Raw genomic sequence first — 19,399 nt, forward strand, 5'->3', positions numbered from 1 at the left:
CAGGAAAGGCCAGCCCATCAACGGCCACGACGTTGTACCTCGCGGCCATCCAGACTTCAGGAAACCAGCAATGGCAAGAAAGACGATCGACCTTGATTCCATTCAGCCGAATGGAAAGCGAGGTGAAACACAGCGCCCGGCGTTCACCAAGATCAACGAGAACTTTGCGGAGGTTTACGACGGTCTGGATGATGTGCAGAACGCAATCCGAGAGACGTTGGATGGGACCACCGGCCTGCGGATCTCAGCGGGGAACCGCCTGATCAATGGTGCCTTCCGCTTCTGGCAGCGAGGGTTGAGCAGGACGGTTGTTTCCCCTCTTGCGGTGTATGTTCCGGACAGGTTCCAGATCGTGTGCACCGGTGCCGGGCAGATAGCGGCAAGCCGGCAGGAATTTGCAACGCCGGAGTTCGGTGTAGCCAGCTACATGAACTGCGATCTCTCCGGATCGACGGCCTCCACCGAGGCGTTCTTCACCCAGCCGGTAGAAGGTGTACAGACACTGGCAGGTTCGAAGGTGACGTTGAGCATGCAGACCTGGGCGAGCACGCCCGGGAAGAAGATCGGTGTGCGCTTCATCCAGAATTTCGGGACGAATGGATCGACCGACGTCATCGTTCACGCCCAGGCACAGGAGATCGGAACGGCAGCATCCCTGCGCTCCTTCACTGTTGATCTGCCGAGCATCACAGGCAAGAAAGTGGGGCCGAACAGCAAGCTCCATGTGATCGTGGACCTGGCCGCACCGGCGGCCTACGCAGGTGCGCTCACGGCTCAGTCTGGCTCCTTCTCGTTCACCTGCATGCAGCTGCAGAAGGGCGCCGTGGCAACCGAGTACGAGCATCGCAACGATTCGGAGGAGCTGCTTCTGTGCCAGCGTTACTACGAGAAGAGCTACAACGTCGACGTTGCTCCGGGAACTGCCGATGGTGCCGGTCGAGACAACCAGTTCTATGACCGGTCGGTCGGTGCAGGCAGTACATCGCATATCCGATGCCGGGTGCTGAAGCGGGCGACGCCGGCCTACACCGTCTACAGCGATGTCACCGGCGCGGCCGGCAGAATAGCGGGTGCAGATGGTGGCGTTGGCACAGTTACCGCGATCGTCAATCCAGGCCAGTCCGGCGCGCAGGTCAATTACGTTTCGGCTGCGGGAACCTGGGGTTCCTCCTTCCATTGGACGGCGGACGCGGAGATCTGACATGTATCAACTTACCGACCAAGCCGACATCATCAAGTGCACGGAGACCGGCACCTTCATTCCTCGCGGACATTGGATGTGGGGGGGCTACCAGGAGTGGCTGATGGCCGGAAATGTAGCGCAGCCGGCTCCGCCTCCCTACGCAGTCAATTCGCCCGAACATCAGCGGGTGCTGCGTGGGCACGCGTGGGAATGGATGCTGACGCACATTCAAGCGCGCGGCTACGACTCCATCGAGAGTTGCTGCAGCTACATCAACAGCTCCGTTCAGCGCTTTGCCCAGGAGGCTGTCGCCATGGTCGCCTGGCGTGATGCGGTGAGCATTGCCCTGCAACGAATGGCGATCGAGTGCACGGACGGACTGCAGACCTGGGAGCAGCTGAAGGTGTTGTTACCACAGCCCGAGGCATTCGAATGGCCAGCGGCGGACGCTGCCTCGTGACCCACAAACGCCATTGTTGCCATCGTGCCTGAGGCATGTCGTAGGCAACGAGGACCAGAACATGACAAGAAAGATAATCGACCTCGATACCATTCAGGCGAATGGTAAACGGGGTGAAACACAGCGCCCGGCCTTTACCAAGATCAACGAGAATTTCGCCGAGGTGTATGGCGCCTTGGGCAGTGTTGCGACCATCGTGGAAGACGTCGAGCAACTGAAGACGGAGATCCAGGCTGAAGCAGACCAGGCAAAGGCGGAGGTTCAAGCGGCCATAGGAACGCTTCCTGCTGCTGTTGACAATGCCATTCATGGGCGCATTCCCGGCAAGAACCGGCTTATCAATGGCAATTTCGACTTCTGGACAAGAGGAACGCCGGTGACGCAGACCGGCTATGGTCCGGATCGGTGGTTCGTTCAGATTGGATCGATGGTCGACGCTGGGCTTTTTGCAAACAACAATGTGCCAGGGGACGGTGTATTCGGTGATGCGCGTCTCTCGATGGGTGCCAATTCGAACGACAACACCGATGCCTTCGGGCATTACTTTGTGTTCGAACAACGGGTTGAGAATGTCCGCACGTTTGCTGGCGTGCTCAGTACTGTGTCCTTCACCGTCTACAACTCGGGGGCACCTGGGCGAAAGATCGCGGTTGAGTTCCTGCAGAATTTCGGTACCGGTGGCTCAGAGACGATACTCGGGTTGAACGCAGAGGTCTTCAGCCTGGATGTGGGTATCAACCACATCAGCAAGACGACCACGCTGCCGTCGGTCTCCGGCAAGACAGTGGCGAGCACGAATCACTACGTGGCAGTGGCCATATGGCTGTCATCCGGTAGCGGATTCGACGTGCGGAACGCAGGTCTCGGGGCGCAGTCGGGGCAGCTGTTCTTCGGGCAGTTGCAGTGGGAGGAGGGAGGCACGGCGACCGGCTATGACACCCGGCTTCTGTCCCATGAAGCAGCGCTGTGTGGCTGGTATGCGCAGCGCATCGACATCAATGCAGGAGACGCATTTTCAGTGTGTACGGCCCTGGGGCAGTTCGACTGCGTAGGCCAGTTGGCATTCCAGCCGATGCGCAGCAAACCGTCTGCGCGGACCCTTGGCAGCGGTGTGAACATGACCGGATTTGGCATCAACGGGGGTAATGCTCCTGGCTCGTCCTTCAACGTCATCCCGGTTTCGGTATCGGGCGCGGCGATCACAGCTGGCGTTGCAACAGGTGGCATGTCACCAGGTGCCTCGGGCTATGTCGCGCCGAAATCCGGTGGCATCAGCATCATCTTCGAGGCCGAGATCTGAGGCACTCAGCGCTGGTCATAGTGGCCAGAGCACCAGGGCCCGCCGCAGTGCGGATCGCCGAGAATCGGGAACACAGTAATGGCTAGAAAGACAATCGACCTCGATACCATTCAAGCGAATGGTAAGCGAGGGGAAACACAGCGCCCGGCGTTCACCAAGGTCAATGAGAATTTCGCCGACGTCTACGCGGGCCTGGACGAGGTCCAGGCAGCGGTCGACAGCCTGGACAGCCGCATGGCAGGCCGCAACCGCCTGATCAATGGCGACTTCCGGGTATGGCAACGTGGAAGCACCTTCGCGGCTGCGACAGGGGCGCGCTACACCGCAGACCGATGGCGGGTGAATGCGCAGGGCAGCACCATCTCAGCGTCACGCGACGATATCGCCGCAGGTGGCGGTGCGGGTGGAAGGTTGCTTGCGGGCTCCAGGCACATGCTGAAGCTCGCCGTTGAAAGCGCTGCAGGTGCGGACAACATGGCACTGGTCCAGCAGCGCATCGAGGATGTGCGGACGTTCGCCGGGAAACGGGTCACGATCAGCTTCAAGGCGCGGGCCACGGTCGACAATTTCAAGGTCGGTCTTGAGTTCCAGCAATCCTTCGGCACCAATGGATCGACGGCCGCTGACAGTATTGGCGGTGCGATCACGCTCGATACGATGTGGCGTTGGCATCAGTTGACGGTGGACGTCCCTGGCATCGCCGGCAGAACCCTTGGAACCGACGACTACCTGCAGCTCAGCCTGTGGCTTGACGCCGGCGCCACCTTTGCCGGCCGCGCCTTCGGGGCGGGGCAGAAGAGTGGCGTGGTCTATCTGGCTGAAGTACAGATCGAGGAGGGCGATACCGCGACCGACTTCGATCGCCGGCCGGAGGCACTGGAACTGCTGTTGTGCCAACGCTACTACGAAACGGTCGAGGTGAACCGGATCCTGGGCATCACCTACACGGCAAACGGCGATTCACGCGCCTGCATCCCGTTCAAGGTGCGCAAGCGGGTGCCGCCCATTATCGCCTCACCACCTACGGCGCTCAATCTGGTGGGTTTCGGCTCCGAGGGCAGCCTCATCAACTTCAACGGCGGGAATCCCGGCTGGCAGTCCACCGTGGACGCGGCCGTACTGTCGTCGATGTCCAACAACATGCAGCAGTGGGGCGCTGTGGTGGTGTGGTCAACCACATCGCAGATCCTTGTGTACGCCGATGCGGAGCTCTGAACCATGAGCGAGTCCACCACCGAAGCCGGTCGCATCGCCTGCTTCACCACCAATGCCTCACTGCGCCCCGGGCACCACCTCATCGTGCCATGCGGCCCGTCCGCCCAACCCTTACCACCTCTTCCCGTCGCGACACAGGAGACCCACTCATGATCACCGCCGATGCCCAGCAACTTGAGCCGGGTGGCCGCATTACCGTCTTCGAACTGGACGCCAGCAGTTTCGGTGCCGACCAGCTGTTCTTCCACGCACACCTGCAGAGCGGTGTGATCACCTGGCAGGGTCAGGAATACGGCCCATGGCCGATCGAAGCCAGTGGTTTTGAACGAACCAGCGACCAGCCGCCGAACCCGAAGCTTCGGGTCAGCAACATCGATGGCCGCATCACTGCGATGTGCCTGCTGTTCGATGATCTGGTCGGCGCCCGCGTCATACGCCGGCAGACGCTGGCCAAGTACCTGGATGCCGCCAACTTCGAAGAGGGCAATCCGACTGCCGACCACGCCGAGCACTTCCCCGACGAGGTCTGGTTCATCGAGCGCAAGATTGGTGAAGACAAGCAGACGGTTGAGTTCGAGCTGACCACAGCCATCGATCTCAACGGCGAACAGCTGCCCGGCCGGCAGATCATCGCCGGCATGTGTGGTTGGCTGGTACGCGGTGGCTACCGCGGCCCTTACTGCGGCTACAACGGTCCCGCAGTTGCCGATGGCGATGACGTTGCCACCGACGATCCCGCCCGCGACCAGTGCGGCGGCCGTGTGCGCAGCTGCAAGATGCGCTTCGGCCAGGACAAGCCTTTGCCCTATGGCGGCTTCCCGGCGGCCGGTCTGCTTCGCTCCTGATCCAGCGCTTCCGACTCTCCACTTCCAAGCCCGCTCTCGCGGGCTTTTTTCATGGGTGAAACATGCAACCTACAACCCTGCAGGCCATCCAGGCACACGCCGTGGCCGAGTACCCGCGCGAATGCTGCGGGCTGATCGTGGCCATCGAAGGCCACGAGCACTATCTGCCGTGCCGCAACCTTGCGGGTACGCCCAGTGAACACTTCCGCCTGCCGGCCGAGGACTATGCCGTCGCCGAGGACAAGGGCGAGGTGCTGGCCCTGGTGCACAGCCATCCGGACGCGGCGGCCACACCGTCGGATGCGGATCGGGTGATGTGCGAGCACAGTGGCCTGACCTGGCACATTGTCAGCGTTGGTCAGGTGGACGGCGAGGCGCCGGAATGCGGTGATCTGCAGACCATCCACCCGACTGGCTATGTCGCGCCGCTGGTCGGCCGCCAGTTCGCCCACGGTGTGCTGGACTGCTACAGCCTGGTGCGTGACTTCCACGAGCGTGAACTGGGCATTTCGTTGTCCGACTACACCCGCGACGACGACTGGTGGGACAAGGGCCAGGACCTGTACAGCCTTGAGCGACTGCATGCGGAAGGCTTCGACCTGATCGAAGGCGAGCCGCGGCGGGGCGACATGATCCTGATGCAGATCCGCTCGCCAGTGACCAATCACGCCGGCGTCTACCTGGGCGACGGGCAGATGCTGCATCACCTGCATGGCCGCCTGTCCGAAACCGTGCCCTACGGCGGAATGTGGGCCGAGCGCACCCGTTGCATCGTCCGCCATCGCGAGGTGCGCCATGACTGACCGTCTTCGTACCATCCGCCTGTACGGCAAGCTGGGTGCGCGCTTCGGGCGCAAGTTCCGGCTGGCGGTGAACAGCCCAGCCGAGGCCATCCACGCGTTGTGCGTGCTGGTGCCCGGCTTCCAGCAGTACCTGATGGGCGCCAAGTCCAAGGGCATGGAGTTTGCCGTGTTCAACGGCAAGCAGAACCTGTCGCGCGATCAGCTGCATGACCCACCGGGGCAGGATGATATCCGTATTGCGCCTGTCATGGTGGGCAGCAAGCGAGGGGGAATTCTGCAGACCATCCTCGGTGTCGTCCTGATCGTCATTGGCGTTTACATGAACATCGCTGCTGGCGGATCAGGTATGGGATTCGTCCAGATGGGTGTTGGCATGGTTATCGGCGGCGTCACCCAGATGCTCGCGCCGCAGCCAAAAGGCCTGGGTGCAAAAGACAGCCCCGACAACGCCCCCAGCTACAGCATGAACGGCACCGTCAACACACAGGCACAAGGCAATCCCGTACCGGTCGCCTATGGCGGCCATGACAGCAAGGGCATGTTCATCGGCTCGGCCGTAATCAGCGGCGGCATCCTGGCGGAGGACCAGTTTTGAACCAGATCACTCAAATCAAACCGCGCGAGAACGGTGCACCCCTGCCTGTACTGGCCGGTGCCAAGAAAGGTGCCAGCAATGCCCGCACTCCGGTGGAAACACCCGACAGCCTGCACTCGATGGCGGTTGCCCGCATCATCGACCTGGCCAGCGAAGGCGAGATCCGTGGCCTGGTTGCCGGCAAGCAATCGATCTACCTGGACCAGGTGCCGATCGAGAATCCGGACGGCACGCTGAACTTCTCCGGCGTGGACGTGCAGACGCGTTCGGGTACCCAGGACCAGGAGCACATCAGCGGCTTCCCCTCGATCGAGAACGAAGTCGGCGTCAACGTCGAACTGCGCAGCGATGCGCCCGTGGTACGCACCGTGTCCGGTGCCGACCTGTCAGCGGTCCGTATCCGTTTTGCGGTGCCCGCGCTGCAGAAGACCAACACCGAAAACGGTGATACCGAGGGCTACCGCATCATGTATGCGGTGGACCTGTCCACCGATGGTGGCCCGTTCAGCACCGTGCTGAACGATGCCTTCAGTGGCAAGACCACCAGCCAGTACGAGCGCAGCCGCCGCATCGATCTTCCGGCGGGCAGCCAGTGGCAGGTGCGCATCCGCCGGCTGACCGCGAACGCCAACAGCAGCACCATCGCCGACACCGTCAATGTGCTGTCGATGACCGAGATCATCGATGCCAAGCTGCGCTATCCCAACTGCGCGTTGGCGGCGGTGCAGGTCGATGCCAGCCAGTTCCAGAACATTCCAACCCGCTCCTATCAGTTGTGGGGGCGCATCGTGCGCATCCCGTCCAACTACGATCCGCTCAGCCGCATCTACAGTGGCGTGTGGGACGGCACCTTCAAGAGTGGCTGGACCAACAACCCGGCGTGGGTGTTCTTCGACATCGTCACCAACGACCGCTTCGGCCTGGGACATCGCATCCCGCTGGACTGGGTGGACAAGTGGCGCCTGTACCAGATCGCCCGCTACTGCGACGAGCTGGTCAGCAACGGCCAAGGCGGCAAGGAACCGCGCTTCACCTGCAGCCTGTACCTGCAGACCCGCGCTGAGGCATACAGGGTGCTGCAGGACATCGCCACCATGTTCCGTGGCATCAGCTTTTATGCGGCCGGGCAGGTCATGGCTTCGGCCGATATGCCCAAGGACCCGCTGCTCACCTACAGCCAGGCCAACGTCATCGAAGGCCGCTTCCACTATGCGGGCAGCAGCCGTACGGCGCGGCATACCGTCGCTCTGGTGTCCTGGATCGATCCGGATGACTTCGGCCGGCAGAAGGTGGAAGTGGTGCAGCATCTGCCTGGTGTTGCCCGCTATGGCATCAACCAGACTGAAGTAACGGCGGTGGGTTGCCATTCCCGCTCGCAGGCGCAGCGCGTGGGCAACCATATCCTGCATACCGAGATGCTGGAGACCGAGACGATCAGCTTCTCCGTGGGGCTCGATGCACTGGGCTGCACGCCGGGTGACGTGATCCAGGTGGCCGACCCGAACCGCGCCGGTCGCCGCAACGCAGGTCGTATCCGCAGCGCGGGTGCCCGTAGCTTGGTGCTGGACCAGTTGCCAGAGAAGATTGAAGCAGGTGACATCCTGCGCGCCACGCTCCCCAACGGCCATTCCGAAGCGCGCACGGTGCAGTCGGTTGACGGCGATACGGTCATGGTCACTGCACCATGGTCGGCAGTGCCGGTCGCGCAGTCGGTCTGGGCATTGGAGTCGCCGGAGCTGGCACTGCAGCAGTACCGCGTGCTGTCGATCAGTGAAGGCGAAGAGCTGACCTACCAGATCACCGCGCTCAAGCATGTGCCGGGCAAGTACGCTGCCATCGACGATGGTACGCGCCTGGAGCAACTGCCGATCAGCATCGTGCCACCCAGCGTGCAGCCGCCGCCGAACAACGTGCGGATGGCCTCGCATGTCGTGGTCGATCAGGGTATCGCCACGTCGATGCTTACCATCGAATGGGATGCGGCAGAAAAAGCGATCGCCTATGACGTGGAATGGCGTCGTGGCGATCTCAACTGGGTACGCGCCGGTCGCGTGGGTACGCAGAGCCTGGAAGTGCGCGGCGTGTATGCCGGCCAGTACCTGGCCCGGGTGCGTGCGGTCAATGCGCTGGGTGCGGTGTCGCAGCCGATGGTCAGCGCACTGACGACGATTGAGGGCAAGACCACGCCACCGCCAGCGCTGACATCGCTGACCACGCAAAGTCGTGTGTTCAGCATCGAACTGGCCTGGCAGTTCCCTGTTGGCGCTACCGATACCGAGCGTACCGAGCTCTGGTACAGCACCAGTCCTGACCGTGCAGCGGCCATCAAGCTCGGCGACTTTGCCTATCCGCAGGCGCGGCACCAGATGAATGGCCTGGCAGCAGGCGCGCGCTTCTGGTTCTGGGGCCGCCTGGCTGATCGCAGCGGCAACATTGGTCCATGGCATCCCGTGGGCGCTGGCGTGCTGGGAGAGTCCAGCAGCAACCAGGCGGACTATGACGCGTACTTCGCCGGTCGCATCAACGAAAGCGCCTTGGGTCAGCAGTTGCAGCACAAGATCGAGCGTGTCACCGAGGTATTGCCGCTGGTCTGGGACGCGGCTGCTTCGTACAGTCTGGGCCAGACCGTCATCCACGACGGCCGGATCTGGAGCTGGCAGGGAACCGCAGCGGGCAACGAAACGCCACCCGGTACCCACTGGAAGGACGTGGGTGATGCCATCGCTGACGCTGGCGCCGTTGTTGGTCGTGTCGACCAGCTTGAGATGGACGTCACCGAGGTCGATGGCAAGGTGGCCGCACAGGGTCAGAAGGTCGACGGATTGTTCGCCCAGGTGAGTGACCACAGCGCGGGCGAGGAGGACTACAACGTCGGCGAGAACGACGTTACTGCCGGTGCCATCACCGTCTACAGCGTAATGGCGGAGAAGGACGCGGCGCTGGCCAAGCGGGTGGATACGGTCGAGGCATCCATCGATGGTGTGCCTGGCAAGATTGAAGGTGTCAGCGCGGCCGTGCAGCAGGTCTCACAGGCCGTGGTCAACCTGGATGGCAAGGTCAGCGCGACCTATACGGTCAAAGCACAGATCACCAGCGCGGGGCAGATCTACATGGCCGGTATGGGCCTGGGCGTGGAGCAGCAGCCTGATGGCAGCTACCAGAGCCAGATCTTGATGCAGGCCGACCGCTTCGCGTTGTTCAACACCAACAGCGGCCAGGTCAGCGCGCCATTCGTAGTGCAGGGCGGGCAGACCTTCATCAGCCAGGCACTGATCGGCAATGGCTGGATCCAGAACGCGATGATCGGCGATGTAATCCAGTCCAACGCCGTGGGGGCCGATGGCCAGCCCCGATGGAGACTCGACAAGAACGGCACGTTGACGATGAGCGGCCCCGAGAACGGTGGCCGCCTGACCATCAATGACAGTGTCATCCACGTTTACGACAGCAGCGGTCGCGTGCGCGTCCGCATGGGGATCTGGTAATGGCAACAGGTATGCAGATTTTTGGCCCGGATGGGCAGATGTGGTTCGACACCAATGATCGGGCCGGAAAGGTGATGGGTGGCATGACGATCACCGGCAATTCCCAGAGTCCGGTCGGCCTGGCGGGGCTGGGGCAGCCATTTGCCATTCTGCCCAGTCCGACCTCCGACAGCTGGCAGGACCAGAACGGAAATCAGTTCTCCGCCCCGAACATGGGCGTCATGTCGTTCATTGATGGGGGCAACACGCTGATGATGCGGTTCACGTTCTCACCGATCGCCAATCCCTCCACTTACATTTTCTATGGAACCTTCTGATGTCCGTCGGTCTTGAAGTCACCAACGATAGTGGCGTCCCCGTGCTGGTGAACGCGCACTCTTTCGTCTTTTTCGCTATCGCCAAGGGGACGCAGGCGATTGCAAGCAATCCATCTGTTTATGGCGTGGGCGGATACGTCAGCCTTCCGCCTCAGAGCGTTCCGTATCTTGTGTTCATCCGCTGCAATGGCGGATCCGCGCAGGTGGCATCTTCCACGAATGGTTTTTCCTGGAACATGGCACAAGGCACCACCAGCTTTGACTGGTGGGCCTCGGGGCGTGCAACGGTCAGTGGGAGCACCGGTATGCAAGTGTTCAATCCAGATGGCTCCATTCAATGGGACATGTCCAATCGCCCTTTGCGCATAGCCGGCCTGGTCGACAAGTCCGGCGCCAGCGTGCCGAGCTTCACCGAGATGTCAACCGACAATTTGCGTCAGGGGCCACTGTTCAACGGCCCTGGGGAAAACCTTGCCTACCTCATGTCCGACATTGGCCTTTGCCACGACATCTATGCCTTCCATGGCAGTGGTCCAACCCTGCGCGGCAACATGCGCTACCAGCCTTTCATCAATACCCCGAATAGCTCGCAGCTACGCTTGAACTACTGTCGCCGCCGGGAAAATCGACCACGATCGTTGAATGGAGCGTCCTATCAGAGCTTTGCCGGGCAGCTACCTAATTTCCTGATCGCGGCCCACACCTACTGACGCGGCCGCGCAGCCGGGGGGAGCCATTTGAGCCCCCCGGCCCCTTCCCGTAGACTGCGCCCCTCCCACGCTCCCAGACGACGCACTGCAGTGATCACGCCACCCTGAACCTTGCCGCCCTTCGGCAGCCGGCCCATCCGGCTCAGGAACCCGTGTCTTTCCACTGCAGCGCCACGTGGCCCCGCCCGCGTGTGCGCGGAGCTTTTCCATGCAAACGTCCTATCCCCTGCGCCAGCAATGGCTCGGCAATCTCCGTGGTGATCTGCTGTCCGGCGCCGTTGTTGCCCTGGCGCTGATTCCCGAAGCCATCGCGTTCTCGCTGATCGCTGGCGTCGACCCCAAGGTCGGCCTGTATGCCGCGTTCTCCATCGCCGTGATCACCGCCATCGCCGGTGGCCGGCCGGGCATGATTTCCGCTGCCACCGGTGCGATGGCATTGGTGATGGTCGACCTCGTTCGTGATCACGGCCTGCAGTATCTGTTCGCCGCCAGCATCCTGGCCGGCCTGCTGCAGGTAGTGGCCGGCGTGTTCAAACTCGGTTCGTTGATGCGCTTCGTCTCGCGCTCGGTCATCACCGGCTTCGTCAACGCACTGGCCATACTGATCTTCCTGGCGCAGATGCCGGAACTGATCGGCCGCGGCCCCACCGTCTACGTCCTGTGCGCTGCCGCGCTGGCGATCATTTACCTGCTGCCACGGGTCACCCGAGCCGTACCTTCGCCGCTGGTGGCTATTGCCGTGTTGACAGCGGTGGTGATGGGGTTCGGCATCGACGTGCGCAGCGTCGGCGACATGGGCCGGCTGCCCGACAGCCTGCCGCACTTCTTCATCCCCGACGTGCCGATGACGTGGGACACCCTGCGCATCCTGCTGCCGGTGTCGGCGACGCTGGCGGTGGTCGGGCTGCTCGAATCGATGATGACCCTGCAGATTGTCGAGGACATCACCGAGACGCCCAGCGAGCGCAACCGCGAATGCGTCGGCCAGGGCCTGGCCAACACGGTCACCGGTTTCCTCGGTGGCATGGCCGGCTGCGCGATGATCGGCCAGTCGGTCATCAACGTGACCTCCGGCGGTCGAGGCCGGCTGTCCTGCCTGGTGGCCGGTGTACTGCTGCTGGTGCTGGTGGTGTACGGCAGCGATCTGGTGCAGCAGATTCCGATGGCGGCGTTGGTGGCGGTGATGATCATGGTCAGCATCGGTACCTTCAGCTGGCGCTCGCTGCGTGACCTGCGCACGCATCCGCGCAGTTCGTCGGCGGTGATGCTGCTGACCGTGGTGGTCACCGTGGCCACTCACGACCTGGCCAAGGGTGTGCTCAGCGGCGTGTTGTTGTCCGCCCTGTTCTTCGCCCGCAAGGTGGGCCGCATGCTGGACGTGCAACTCGAAGACGTCGCGGACATGCAGGTCTACCGTGTACGCGGCCAGGTGTTCTTCGCCTCGGCCGGACAGCTCGGGGCGGCGTTTGATTACCAGCATGTGGCAGCGAAGGTCGAGATCGACCTGCGCGAGGCCCACCTGTGGGATCTGACTGCAGTCGCAGCGCTGCAACGCGCGCAGGAAAAGCTCGCTACGCACGGCGCCGAGGTCAGCGTTGTCGGCCTCAACGCCGCCAGCCAGACGCTGATCGAACGGGTGGGAGGGCGCGGCGGCGCACATTGACCGCGCGCCCGGTCCAAACCTGTGCCGGGATCCATGCATCGGTCTGGCAAGCCGGATTTCTGCGATGCCGTCCGCGCAAGCTGAATCCAGTCAGCCATCTGAAACCGCCGCTGTCGTAGGATTGCCACCGTGATGGGGCCGATGGACGGCCCTCCCGGCCGGCGACCGCTGGCGACACGCAAGGGAGATACAAGCAATGCAGGCAATGGATGCCCGTCGGGGCAATGAACAGATCGCCTCCGGCCGTCGGTACTGGAAGGTGCTGGCCCTGTGCCTGGCGCTCACCGCGTGCCAGGCACCTTCTTCCCCTGCGTCGGCCGAAGCGGCGCCCACCCCGGCACCGCTCGCCGCGGCATCGCCGGCAGCGACCCCCAACCCAGCGTCTGGTGATTCCTCCGGGTACCCCGATGCGTCCTACACGGACGGTCGTCTGCGCCCGGCTTATGGCTGGTGCGTGGATGGCGTGGAGGATGCGGGCAAGCTGCAGGCCTGCGGCAAGGACGAACTGGCCTATCAGGAAGGGCGCCTGCAGGAGGGTGCCAGCAAAGCCGTGACCGGGCTCGACGCTGCTGCGAAGAATGCGTTCCTGGCCACCCAGGCGACCTGGCGCAGCGATACTGACCGTCATTGCGCCGCTCCGGCCAATGCCGGGGTGGATGACCTGCAGAAGGCACAGGAGTGCCGCCTGTTCCGCGTGGCCAACCGCGCTGACGCATTGCTGGCGCAGAGTGCTCCGCCCGATACCTCCTATACCCAGGCAACGCTGCGGCCCGAATACACCCGTTGCGTGCAGGATGCCCGGGGCATGGACGACCAGCTGGAAGTCTGCGATACGACCGAGCTCGCCCACCACAAAGCGCTGCTGGAAGCACAGGTTGCGCGGCTGATGGACAGCCCTGACGGCCCGGCCAAGGACCGCTGGATGGACGAGCAGGCCAACTGGGCCGAGGACACCGACAAGCGCTGCAGTGCGGCCACGGAGAGCGTGGGTCAGGCGCTGGACGCGCAGTCGTGCCGCATCAACCGCTACGCCAACCGCGCAGTGGAACTGCAGAAGCGCAAGCTGGCCCCCTGACGGGGCCTCCGGCGTGTGCAGCGCATCGAAGCATTGACCGGTAGGAAGCAGACCATGGCGAGCAGGACCTTGAGCATTGTGGTGGCGGCGATGGCGGTGTTGTGCACCGGCCAGGTGCATGCCGCATCCGCGCTGAGCGCGGCCTACCAGGCGTGCTCAGGCCGCGCGCAGGGCACCATCGAAGAAGCTGCATGCCTGTCCAGCGAATCGGACCGGCAGGACCGCCGGTTGAACCAGGCGTACCAGCAGTTGCAGGGACGCCTCGACGCCACGGCCAAGACCCACCTGCTGGCCGCGCAACGGGCGTGGCTGCAGTCGCGCCAGCGTGATGGCGAACTGGAAACCGCTCTGTACGACGATTCGCAGCCGGGCAACCTGCAACAGAAATTGAATGACACCGAGCGCCTGCGCGCGCGCGCCGATCAGCTGGAAACCTACCTGCGCCTGATCGGTCCGTAATCCGCAACACGGTCATCCCTCCACGGATCAGGAAGTGAGCCATGCCAAACAACATCGATACCCGTAACCTGGACGCAACCGCCGGCGCGGTGTTTTTCGCCGTCGGACGCGGCACCGAAGGTGGCGGATCGTCGTACCACCTCAGCATCGCCGGCATCACCAAGGGACTGGATGAGCCGAAGTGGGGCACGGTCAGCGCGGTGGCCGCCAACAGTGGCTATTCGCTGGGGACCATCCAGGTCGACTTCGGCCAGCGTGGCAAATGGCCGCTGGGTGCCACCGAAGAGCGTGCGCTGAAGCCCGGCGAGACGACCTACGTGGACGCGGTCATCCAGCAGGCCAGCAGCTACGCCAAGGCGCACCATCTGCCCTTCACCAACGACCATGCCGACCTGCGCGCCGACCTGCTCAGCCACGGCGACGGCCAGGGCAAGCGTTCCTCGATCCGCTTCATCGATGTCCCGACCCGCGACAGCATCAACGCCTGGGCCGGGTCGCCCGAAGGCAAGCAGTGGATCCACACCCACGTGGACTACCCGCAGGTGCGCAACGCCACCCGCATCGCCATGACCATGCTGGACAAGCACGGTAGTGGCATTGCAGAAGACAAGCGTTTCGAAGCGATCGCGCTGATCGCAAAGTCCGCCAACCAGTTGCCGGGGACACTGCCGCAGCTGGAAGCGGTACTGAAGCGGGGCGGCGACTACCAGGACCTGCGCGACAAGGCGGCCGAGATCCGCCAGGACAAGAAATACTATGCCGGCCTGGCGGCCGCTGACGTCGCCGCTGGCTATGAAGAGGCCTATCCCCGCCACTCGGCGGAGATGGATCGCGCGCACCTGAAAGTGGGTCGCCGCGACTTCGCGCCGGCCAACGAAGGCAACGATCCCGACATCCGCGTAGCGCTGGAACAGGCGCGCTCGCACAAGCACGGTGGCGGTGGCCCGCAGGTGCTGAAAGAGGGCTCTACCGGCCGTGCGGTGGAGAAGCTGGAGCACAACCTGCACGCGCTGGGCTATGGCGGCGTGGGAGCCCAGGCCATCCACCCCGATCGCCAGTTCGATGCCGCAACCCGGCAGGCCGTCGAAGCTTTCCAGCGCGACCACCATCTGAATCCGGTCGATGGCAAGGTGGGGCCTGCGACGCTGGGTGCGATCGACCGCGAGGCGCGTGCGCTGCAGCGTGACATGGCCGCGCTGGGCCTGACCGATGCGCATGGCAAAGCGATCACTGCCGATGGCTACCTGGGGGCTGGCAGCCAGCACGCCATCAACGTGTTCCAGCAGCAGCACCATCTGCCGGCCACCGGCATGGCCGACGCACAGACGCGCCGGGCCATCGATGCCGAGGCCGCACAGCATCGCCCTGCCGCGCCTTCGCCTGCTGCCCCGACCGCGCCGGCAGCCCCGACGAGGGCTGCGCCACCCGCCGCGCAGCAGCACACCGGTCCTGCCGGCGCCGCAGCGCCCGGTGGCGGGCGCATTTCCGTGGTGGAACCCTTCGGCAACGGCAAGAGCAACCGCGTCCTTCACCACGGCATCAGCGGCGAGGAAGCGTTCCGCGAGCTGAAGATCCACCATCCCAACACCAATGCCGCCGCCGTGCGCGCCGGCGATGCCAGCAAGGTTGACCGCACCGCGGGCATGGTCGACGGTGAACTGGAGGCCGTGCGCAAGCGCGAGGACATCAACGGCATTCCGCTGGTGCAGAAGGATCTGATCCTGACCGACCGTGCCGGCGGGCGCAGCCTGATGATTCCCAGTCCGGTGGCCGGCTACGTCAAGCTCAACAACGACGGCACCAATTCCATCAGCATCTACAGCCATCCGGTCGGCGACGCCCGCCGCGAGCTGGTGGGCCAGGTGTTGCACGGCGCCGTCGGCTCCATCCCGTACAAGACCGGCGATTTCGTCGAGTACGGTGCGCCGCTGGTACGCCAGTCCGATGTGGGCTCGCCCGGCGCGGTGCACGCGCATATTGAAGTGGAGCCGGCGCAGTTCCGGCGCTACCTCGGCGACATGCTCAACGACCGCATCACCCTCGGTGGCAAGGTGCACGCGCAGGGGCCCGAAGCCGCGCAGGCCGCACGCGCCACGCAGCAGGCGCCGATGGCCGATGGCATGCTGGTGAAGGGCGAACGCGGTGACGAGGTCAAGGCGCTGCAGGGCAAGCTGGCAGCCCTGGGCCACGTGGGCGCCGACGGCAAGCCGCTGGCGACCGATGGCATCTACGGCAAGGACACCTTTGCGGCGGTCAAGCAGTTCCAGGCCAACAACGGCCTGGAGCAGGATGGCAAGGCCGGCCGCCAGACCCTCGGCCGATTGGATGACCCGGCCGCAGTGAAGGCCGCAGGCCAGCCTGCTGCGCCGGCAAAGGCGGAGCCGACCGCACCGGCAGCTCCCAGCATGCGCGACCCTTCGCACGCCGAGAATCCGCGCTTCAACCAGGCGCTGGAGAAACTGCAGGCGCTGCAACAGCAGCGCGTGCAGGCCGGGCTCTGCCCGCTGTTCGCCAACGCGCAGGAGACCGAACGTGCTGCTGGCCAGCTGGCCTACGAGAGCAAGGTCGCCGGCATGCGCCAGATCGACCACGTGGTCGCGCGCCCGGATGGCAGCGGTCTGTTTGCCGTGCAGGGCAACGTCGGTGACCCGGCCGCGCAGCGCACCTTCGTCGACAGCCGACAGGCCGTGTCGCAGTCGGTCGAGGCCAGCACCCGCCAGACCGAGGAACTGGATATCCAGTTCAACCAGCGTGTGCAGGAACAGCAGCAGGAGCAGGTGAAGGGGCGCGCGCAGTAAGGTCGCCGCGTGGGTTCCCGGGGCCGGTCGTACGCCGGCTCCGGGGAGTACCCCGGGCCCCGCCGTCGCCGTTCAGCCCGGCGGTGTAAACTATTGATCTCACTGGCAATGCCAGTCTCCACGATCAACCGCCCGATGACGTCCGCCACCGCCCGTTACGCTGATTCCCTGCGCCTGTCCGTCGCCCCCATGATGGACTGGACCGACCGCCATTGCCGGGTGTTCCATCGCCTGCTGGCGCCGGGCGCGCGGCTGTACACCGAAATGGTGCACGCCAACGCGGTGATCCACGGTGATCGCCAGCGCCTGCTTGGTTTCGATGCCAGCGAACAACCGCTGGCGCTGCAGCTCGGCGGCAGCGATCCGGCCCTGTTGGCACAGGCCGCGCGCATCGCCGCCGAGTGGGGCTATGACGAGGTCAACCTCAACTGCGGCTGCCCGTCCGACCGCGTGCAGGCCGGCCGTTTCGGTGCCTGCCTGATGCGCGAGCCGGTGCTGGTGGCCGAGTGCGTATCGGCCATGGTCGAGGCGGTGGACATCCCGGTGACGGTGAAGTGCCGCCTGGGCGTGGACGAGGACGACAACTACGACGTATTCGCCAGCTTCGTCGACCGCCAGGTCGATGCCGGTGCCGCGATGGTGGTGGTGCACGCCCGCAATGCCTGGTTGAAGGGCCTGTCGCCGAAGGAGAACCGGGAGGTTCCGCCGCTGAAGTACGACTGGGCCTATCGCCTGAAGCAGGAGCGCCCGGCGCTGCCGGTGGTGCTCAATGGCGGCCTGGCCAGCATCGAGGCGGTGCAGGCGCAGGCCGTGCACGTCGATGGCGTGATGCTCGGCCGCGCGGCCTACCACGACCCCTACCTGCTGCATCAGCTGGAGGCCCTGCACACCGGCGCGCCGCTGCGACCGCGCGGAGAACTGCTGCGCGCCCTGCGTCCTTACATCGAAGCCCGCCTGGGCGAGGGCCTGGCCCTGAAGCACATCACCCGCCACATCCTTGGCCTGTTCCACGGCCAACCCGGTGGCCGCGCATTCCGCCAGGTACTGAGCGAGGGCGCACACCGCCCGGGCGCCGGCTGGGCCCTGATCGAGCAGGCGCTGGAAGTGACCGATCGTGGCGCTGATCGCGCTGCAGCGTGACCGTCGTCACATTCCTGACTTGACAAGCGGAGCGGATTCGTTCCGAATGTTCACTTAGCTGAACGACACGACGGAGCATCCCGAAAAGTTCAGACCGGATTCACCGCCCGAAACCAAGAATTTGCAAAAGATTTGTAAAACGCCGGGTTCCATTCCGGTGCCCGGATTTACGACTTTTGAACGAATCGCCGTGCTCGGCTAGGATCGCATCGATGTCTTCCGCTCCCTTCCACCGCTGTTTTGCCTTGGCCACCTGTGTGGTCCTGGCGGCTGCCCCGCTGTCTTCGGCGCTGGCGCAGGACCCGCAGCGGGAGCAGGGGCGCGCTGAAATGATGGAGCGCGGTGGCCGGGCGGCCAACAACGAGCGCTCGCTGTCCGATGCCGTGCGCCGCGTGCAGCGGACCACCGGCGGCCACATCCTGGGCGCCGAGCGGGTGCCGTTCGATGGTCGTGACATCAACCGGGTCAAATACATGGACGACCGCGGTCGGGTCCGCTACATGGACGACCCCGCCCCGGCACGTTCACAGCCGCGCACGCCGCGGTCGGATATGTCATCACTACGCGGCGATAACCCCTGAACAGGGATAGTTGTCGCTATCAACCCGTACCCACAGGCCTCCGGGCCGCACCCAGCACACTAGGGAGAGTTCATGCGTATCCTTCTGGTCGAAGACGAAGCCCCGCTGCGTGAGACCCTGGCAGCCCGGCTCAAGCGCGAAGGTTTTGCCGTCGATGCAGCGCAGGACGGCGAAGAAGGCCTGTACATGGGCCGCGAAGTACCGTTCGACGTCGGCATCATCGACCTTGGCCTGCCCAAGATGTCGGGCATGGAGCTGATCAAGGCCCTGCGCGACGAAGGCAAGAAGTTCCCGGTGCTGATCCTGACTGCGCGTTCGAGCTGGCAGGACAAGGTCGAGGGCCTGAAGCAGGGCGCCGACGATTATCTGGTCAAGCCGTTCCATGTGGAAGAGCTGCTGGCCCGCGTCAACGCGCTGCTGCGCCGCGCCGCAGGCTGGAGCAAGCCGACCCTGGAATGCGGTCCGGTTGCCCTGGATCTGGCAGCGCAGACCGTCAGCGTGGCTGGCAGCAATGTCGACCTCACCAGCTACGAGTACAAGGTGCTGGAGTACCTGATGATGCATGCCGGTGAACTGGTCTCCAAGGCCGACCTCACCGAGCACATCTACCAGCAGGACTTCGATCGTGACTCGAACGTGCTGGAAGTGTTCATCGGCCGCCTGCGCAAGAAGCTGGACCCGGATGGCGAACTGAAGCCGATCGAGACCGTGCGCGGTCGTGGTTACCGTTTCGCGATTCCACGCAACGAGGGCTGAGGCCTTCAGCAGGC

General features: G+C 64.1%; 17 protein-coding genes. All 17 read left to right on the plus strand.

Annotated features, from left to right (window positions below; translation table 11 throughout):
- Positions 1–70: 70 nt before the first annotated feature.
- The 17 genes from QP457_RS01420 (at position 71) to QP457_RS01500 (ending at position 19,385) form a co-directional block, all read left to right on the plus strand.
- A complete protein-coding gene (locus tag QP457_RS01420) occupies positions 71–1,201 on the plus strand; it encodes a hypothetical protein (protein WP_205405745.1) in 1,131 nt (376 codons plus the stop codon).
- 1 nt (position 1,202) lies between these two features.
- Entirely contained in the window at positions 1,203–1,643 is a 441-nt protein-coding gene (locus tag QP457_RS01425) for a hypothetical protein (RefSeq protein WP_205405746.1), read from the plus strand.
- A 61-nt stretch (positions 1,644–1,704) separates the two neighbouring features.
- Positions 1,705–2,943, plus strand: a complete 1,239-nt coding sequence (locus tag QP457_RS01430; RefSeq protein WP_180164446.1) for a hypothetical protein — start codon at positions 1,705–1,707, stop codon at positions 2,941–2,943.
- 78 nt (positions 2,944–3,021) lie between these two features.
- Complete coding sequence (locus QP457_RS01435; RefSeq protein WP_205405747.1) at positions 3,022–4,158, plus strand: hypothetical protein; 1,137 nt, start codon at positions 3,022–3,024, stop codon at positions 4,156–4,158.
- Between the two features lie 149 nt (positions 4,159–4,307).
- Positions 4,308–5,003: a phage minor tail protein L gene (locus QP457_RS01440; protein WP_205405749.1), complete on the plus strand. Its 696-nt coding sequence runs from the start codon at positions 4,308–4,310 to the stop codon at positions 5,001–5,003.
- 62 nt (positions 5,004–5,065) lie between these two features.
- Positions 5,066–5,806, plus strand: coding sequence for a C40 family peptidase (locus tag QP457_RS01445; protein ID WP_205405750.1), 741 nt, complete (start codon positions 5,066–5,068; stop codon positions 5,804–5,806).
- Positions 5,799–6,401 (plus strand): tail assembly protein, encoded by a 603-nt coding sequence (locus tag QP457_RS01450; protein ID WP_205405751.1) that lies wholly within the window; start codon positions 5,799–5,801, stop codon positions 6,399–6,401. The genes QP457_RS01445 and QP457_RS01450 overlap by 8 nt, the downstream gene beginning before the upstream one ends.
- Entirely contained in the window at positions 6,398–9,886 is a 3,489-nt protein-coding gene (locus tag QP457_RS01455; RefSeq protein WP_205405752.1) for a host specificity protein J, read from the plus strand. The genes QP457_RS01450 and QP457_RS01455 overlap by 4 nt, the downstream gene beginning before the upstream one ends.
- On the plus strand, positions 9,886–10,203 hold the full coding sequence (locus QP457_RS01460) for a hypothetical protein (protein WP_032978211.1): 318 nt from the start codon (positions 9,886–9,888) through the stop codon (positions 10,201–10,203). The genes QP457_RS01455 and QP457_RS01460 overlap by 1 nt, the downstream gene beginning before the upstream one ends.
- Positions 10,203–10,913, plus strand: a complete 711-nt coding sequence (locus QP457_RS01465; RefSeq protein ID WP_205405754.1) for a hypothetical protein — start codon at positions 10,203–10,205, stop codon at positions 10,911–10,913. Before QP457_RS01460 ends, QP457_RS01465 begins: the two co-directional genes overlap by 1 nt.
- Before the next feature lie 208 nt (positions 10,914–11,121).
- A complete protein-coding gene (locus tag QP457_RS01470) occupies positions 11,122–12,576 on the plus strand; it encodes a SulP family inorganic anion transporter (protein WP_205405755.1) in 1,455 nt (484 codons plus the stop codon).
- Between the two features lie 205 nt (positions 12,577–12,781).
- Positions 12,782–13,651 carry a hypothetical protein gene (locus QP457_RS01475; RefSeq protein WP_205405758.1) on the plus strand — a complete coding sequence of 290 codons (870 nt, stop codon included), beginning with the start codon at positions 12,782–12,784 and terminating at the stop codon, positions 13,649–13,651.
- 54 nt (positions 13,652–13,705) lie between these two features.
- Complete coding sequence (locus QP457_RS01480) at positions 13,706–14,110, plus strand: lysozyme inhibitor LprI family protein (RefSeq protein WP_205405760.1); 405 nt, start codon at positions 13,706–13,708, stop codon at positions 14,108–14,110.
- Positions 14,111–14,151: 41 nt separating this feature from the next.
- Positions 14,152–16,908, plus strand: coding sequence for a peptidoglycan-binding protein (locus QP457_RS01485; RefSeq protein WP_205405767.1), 2,757 nt, complete (start codon positions 14,152–14,154; stop codon positions 16,906–16,908).
- Between the two features lie 108 nt (positions 16,909–17,016).
- A complete protein-coding gene (gene dusA / locus QP457_RS01490) occupies positions 17,017–18,048 on the plus strand; it encodes a tRNA dihydrouridine(20/20a) synthase DusA (protein WP_205405769.1) in 1,032 nt (343 codons plus the stop codon).
- 212 nt (positions 18,049–18,260) lie between these two features.
- On the plus strand, positions 18,261–18,629 hold the full coding sequence (locus QP457_RS01495; protein WP_089241452.1) for a hypothetical protein: 369 nt from the start codon (positions 18,261–18,263) through the stop codon (positions 18,627–18,629).
- Between the two features lie 72 nt (positions 18,630–18,701).
- Complete coding sequence (locus tag QP457_RS01500; RefSeq protein ID WP_004136763.1) at positions 18,702–19,385, plus strand: response regulator transcription factor; 684 nt, start codon at positions 18,702–18,704, stop codon at positions 19,383–19,385.
- Positions 19,386–19,399 lie beyond the last annotated feature (14 nt).

It is taken from the genome of Stenotrophomonas sp. As-7 (genome assembly GCF_030291015.1).
In the GTDB taxonomy this organism is placed as follows: domain Bacteria; phylum Pseudomonadota; class Gammaproteobacteria; order Xanthomonadales; family Xanthomonadaceae; genus Stenotrophomonas; species Stenotrophomonas lactitubi.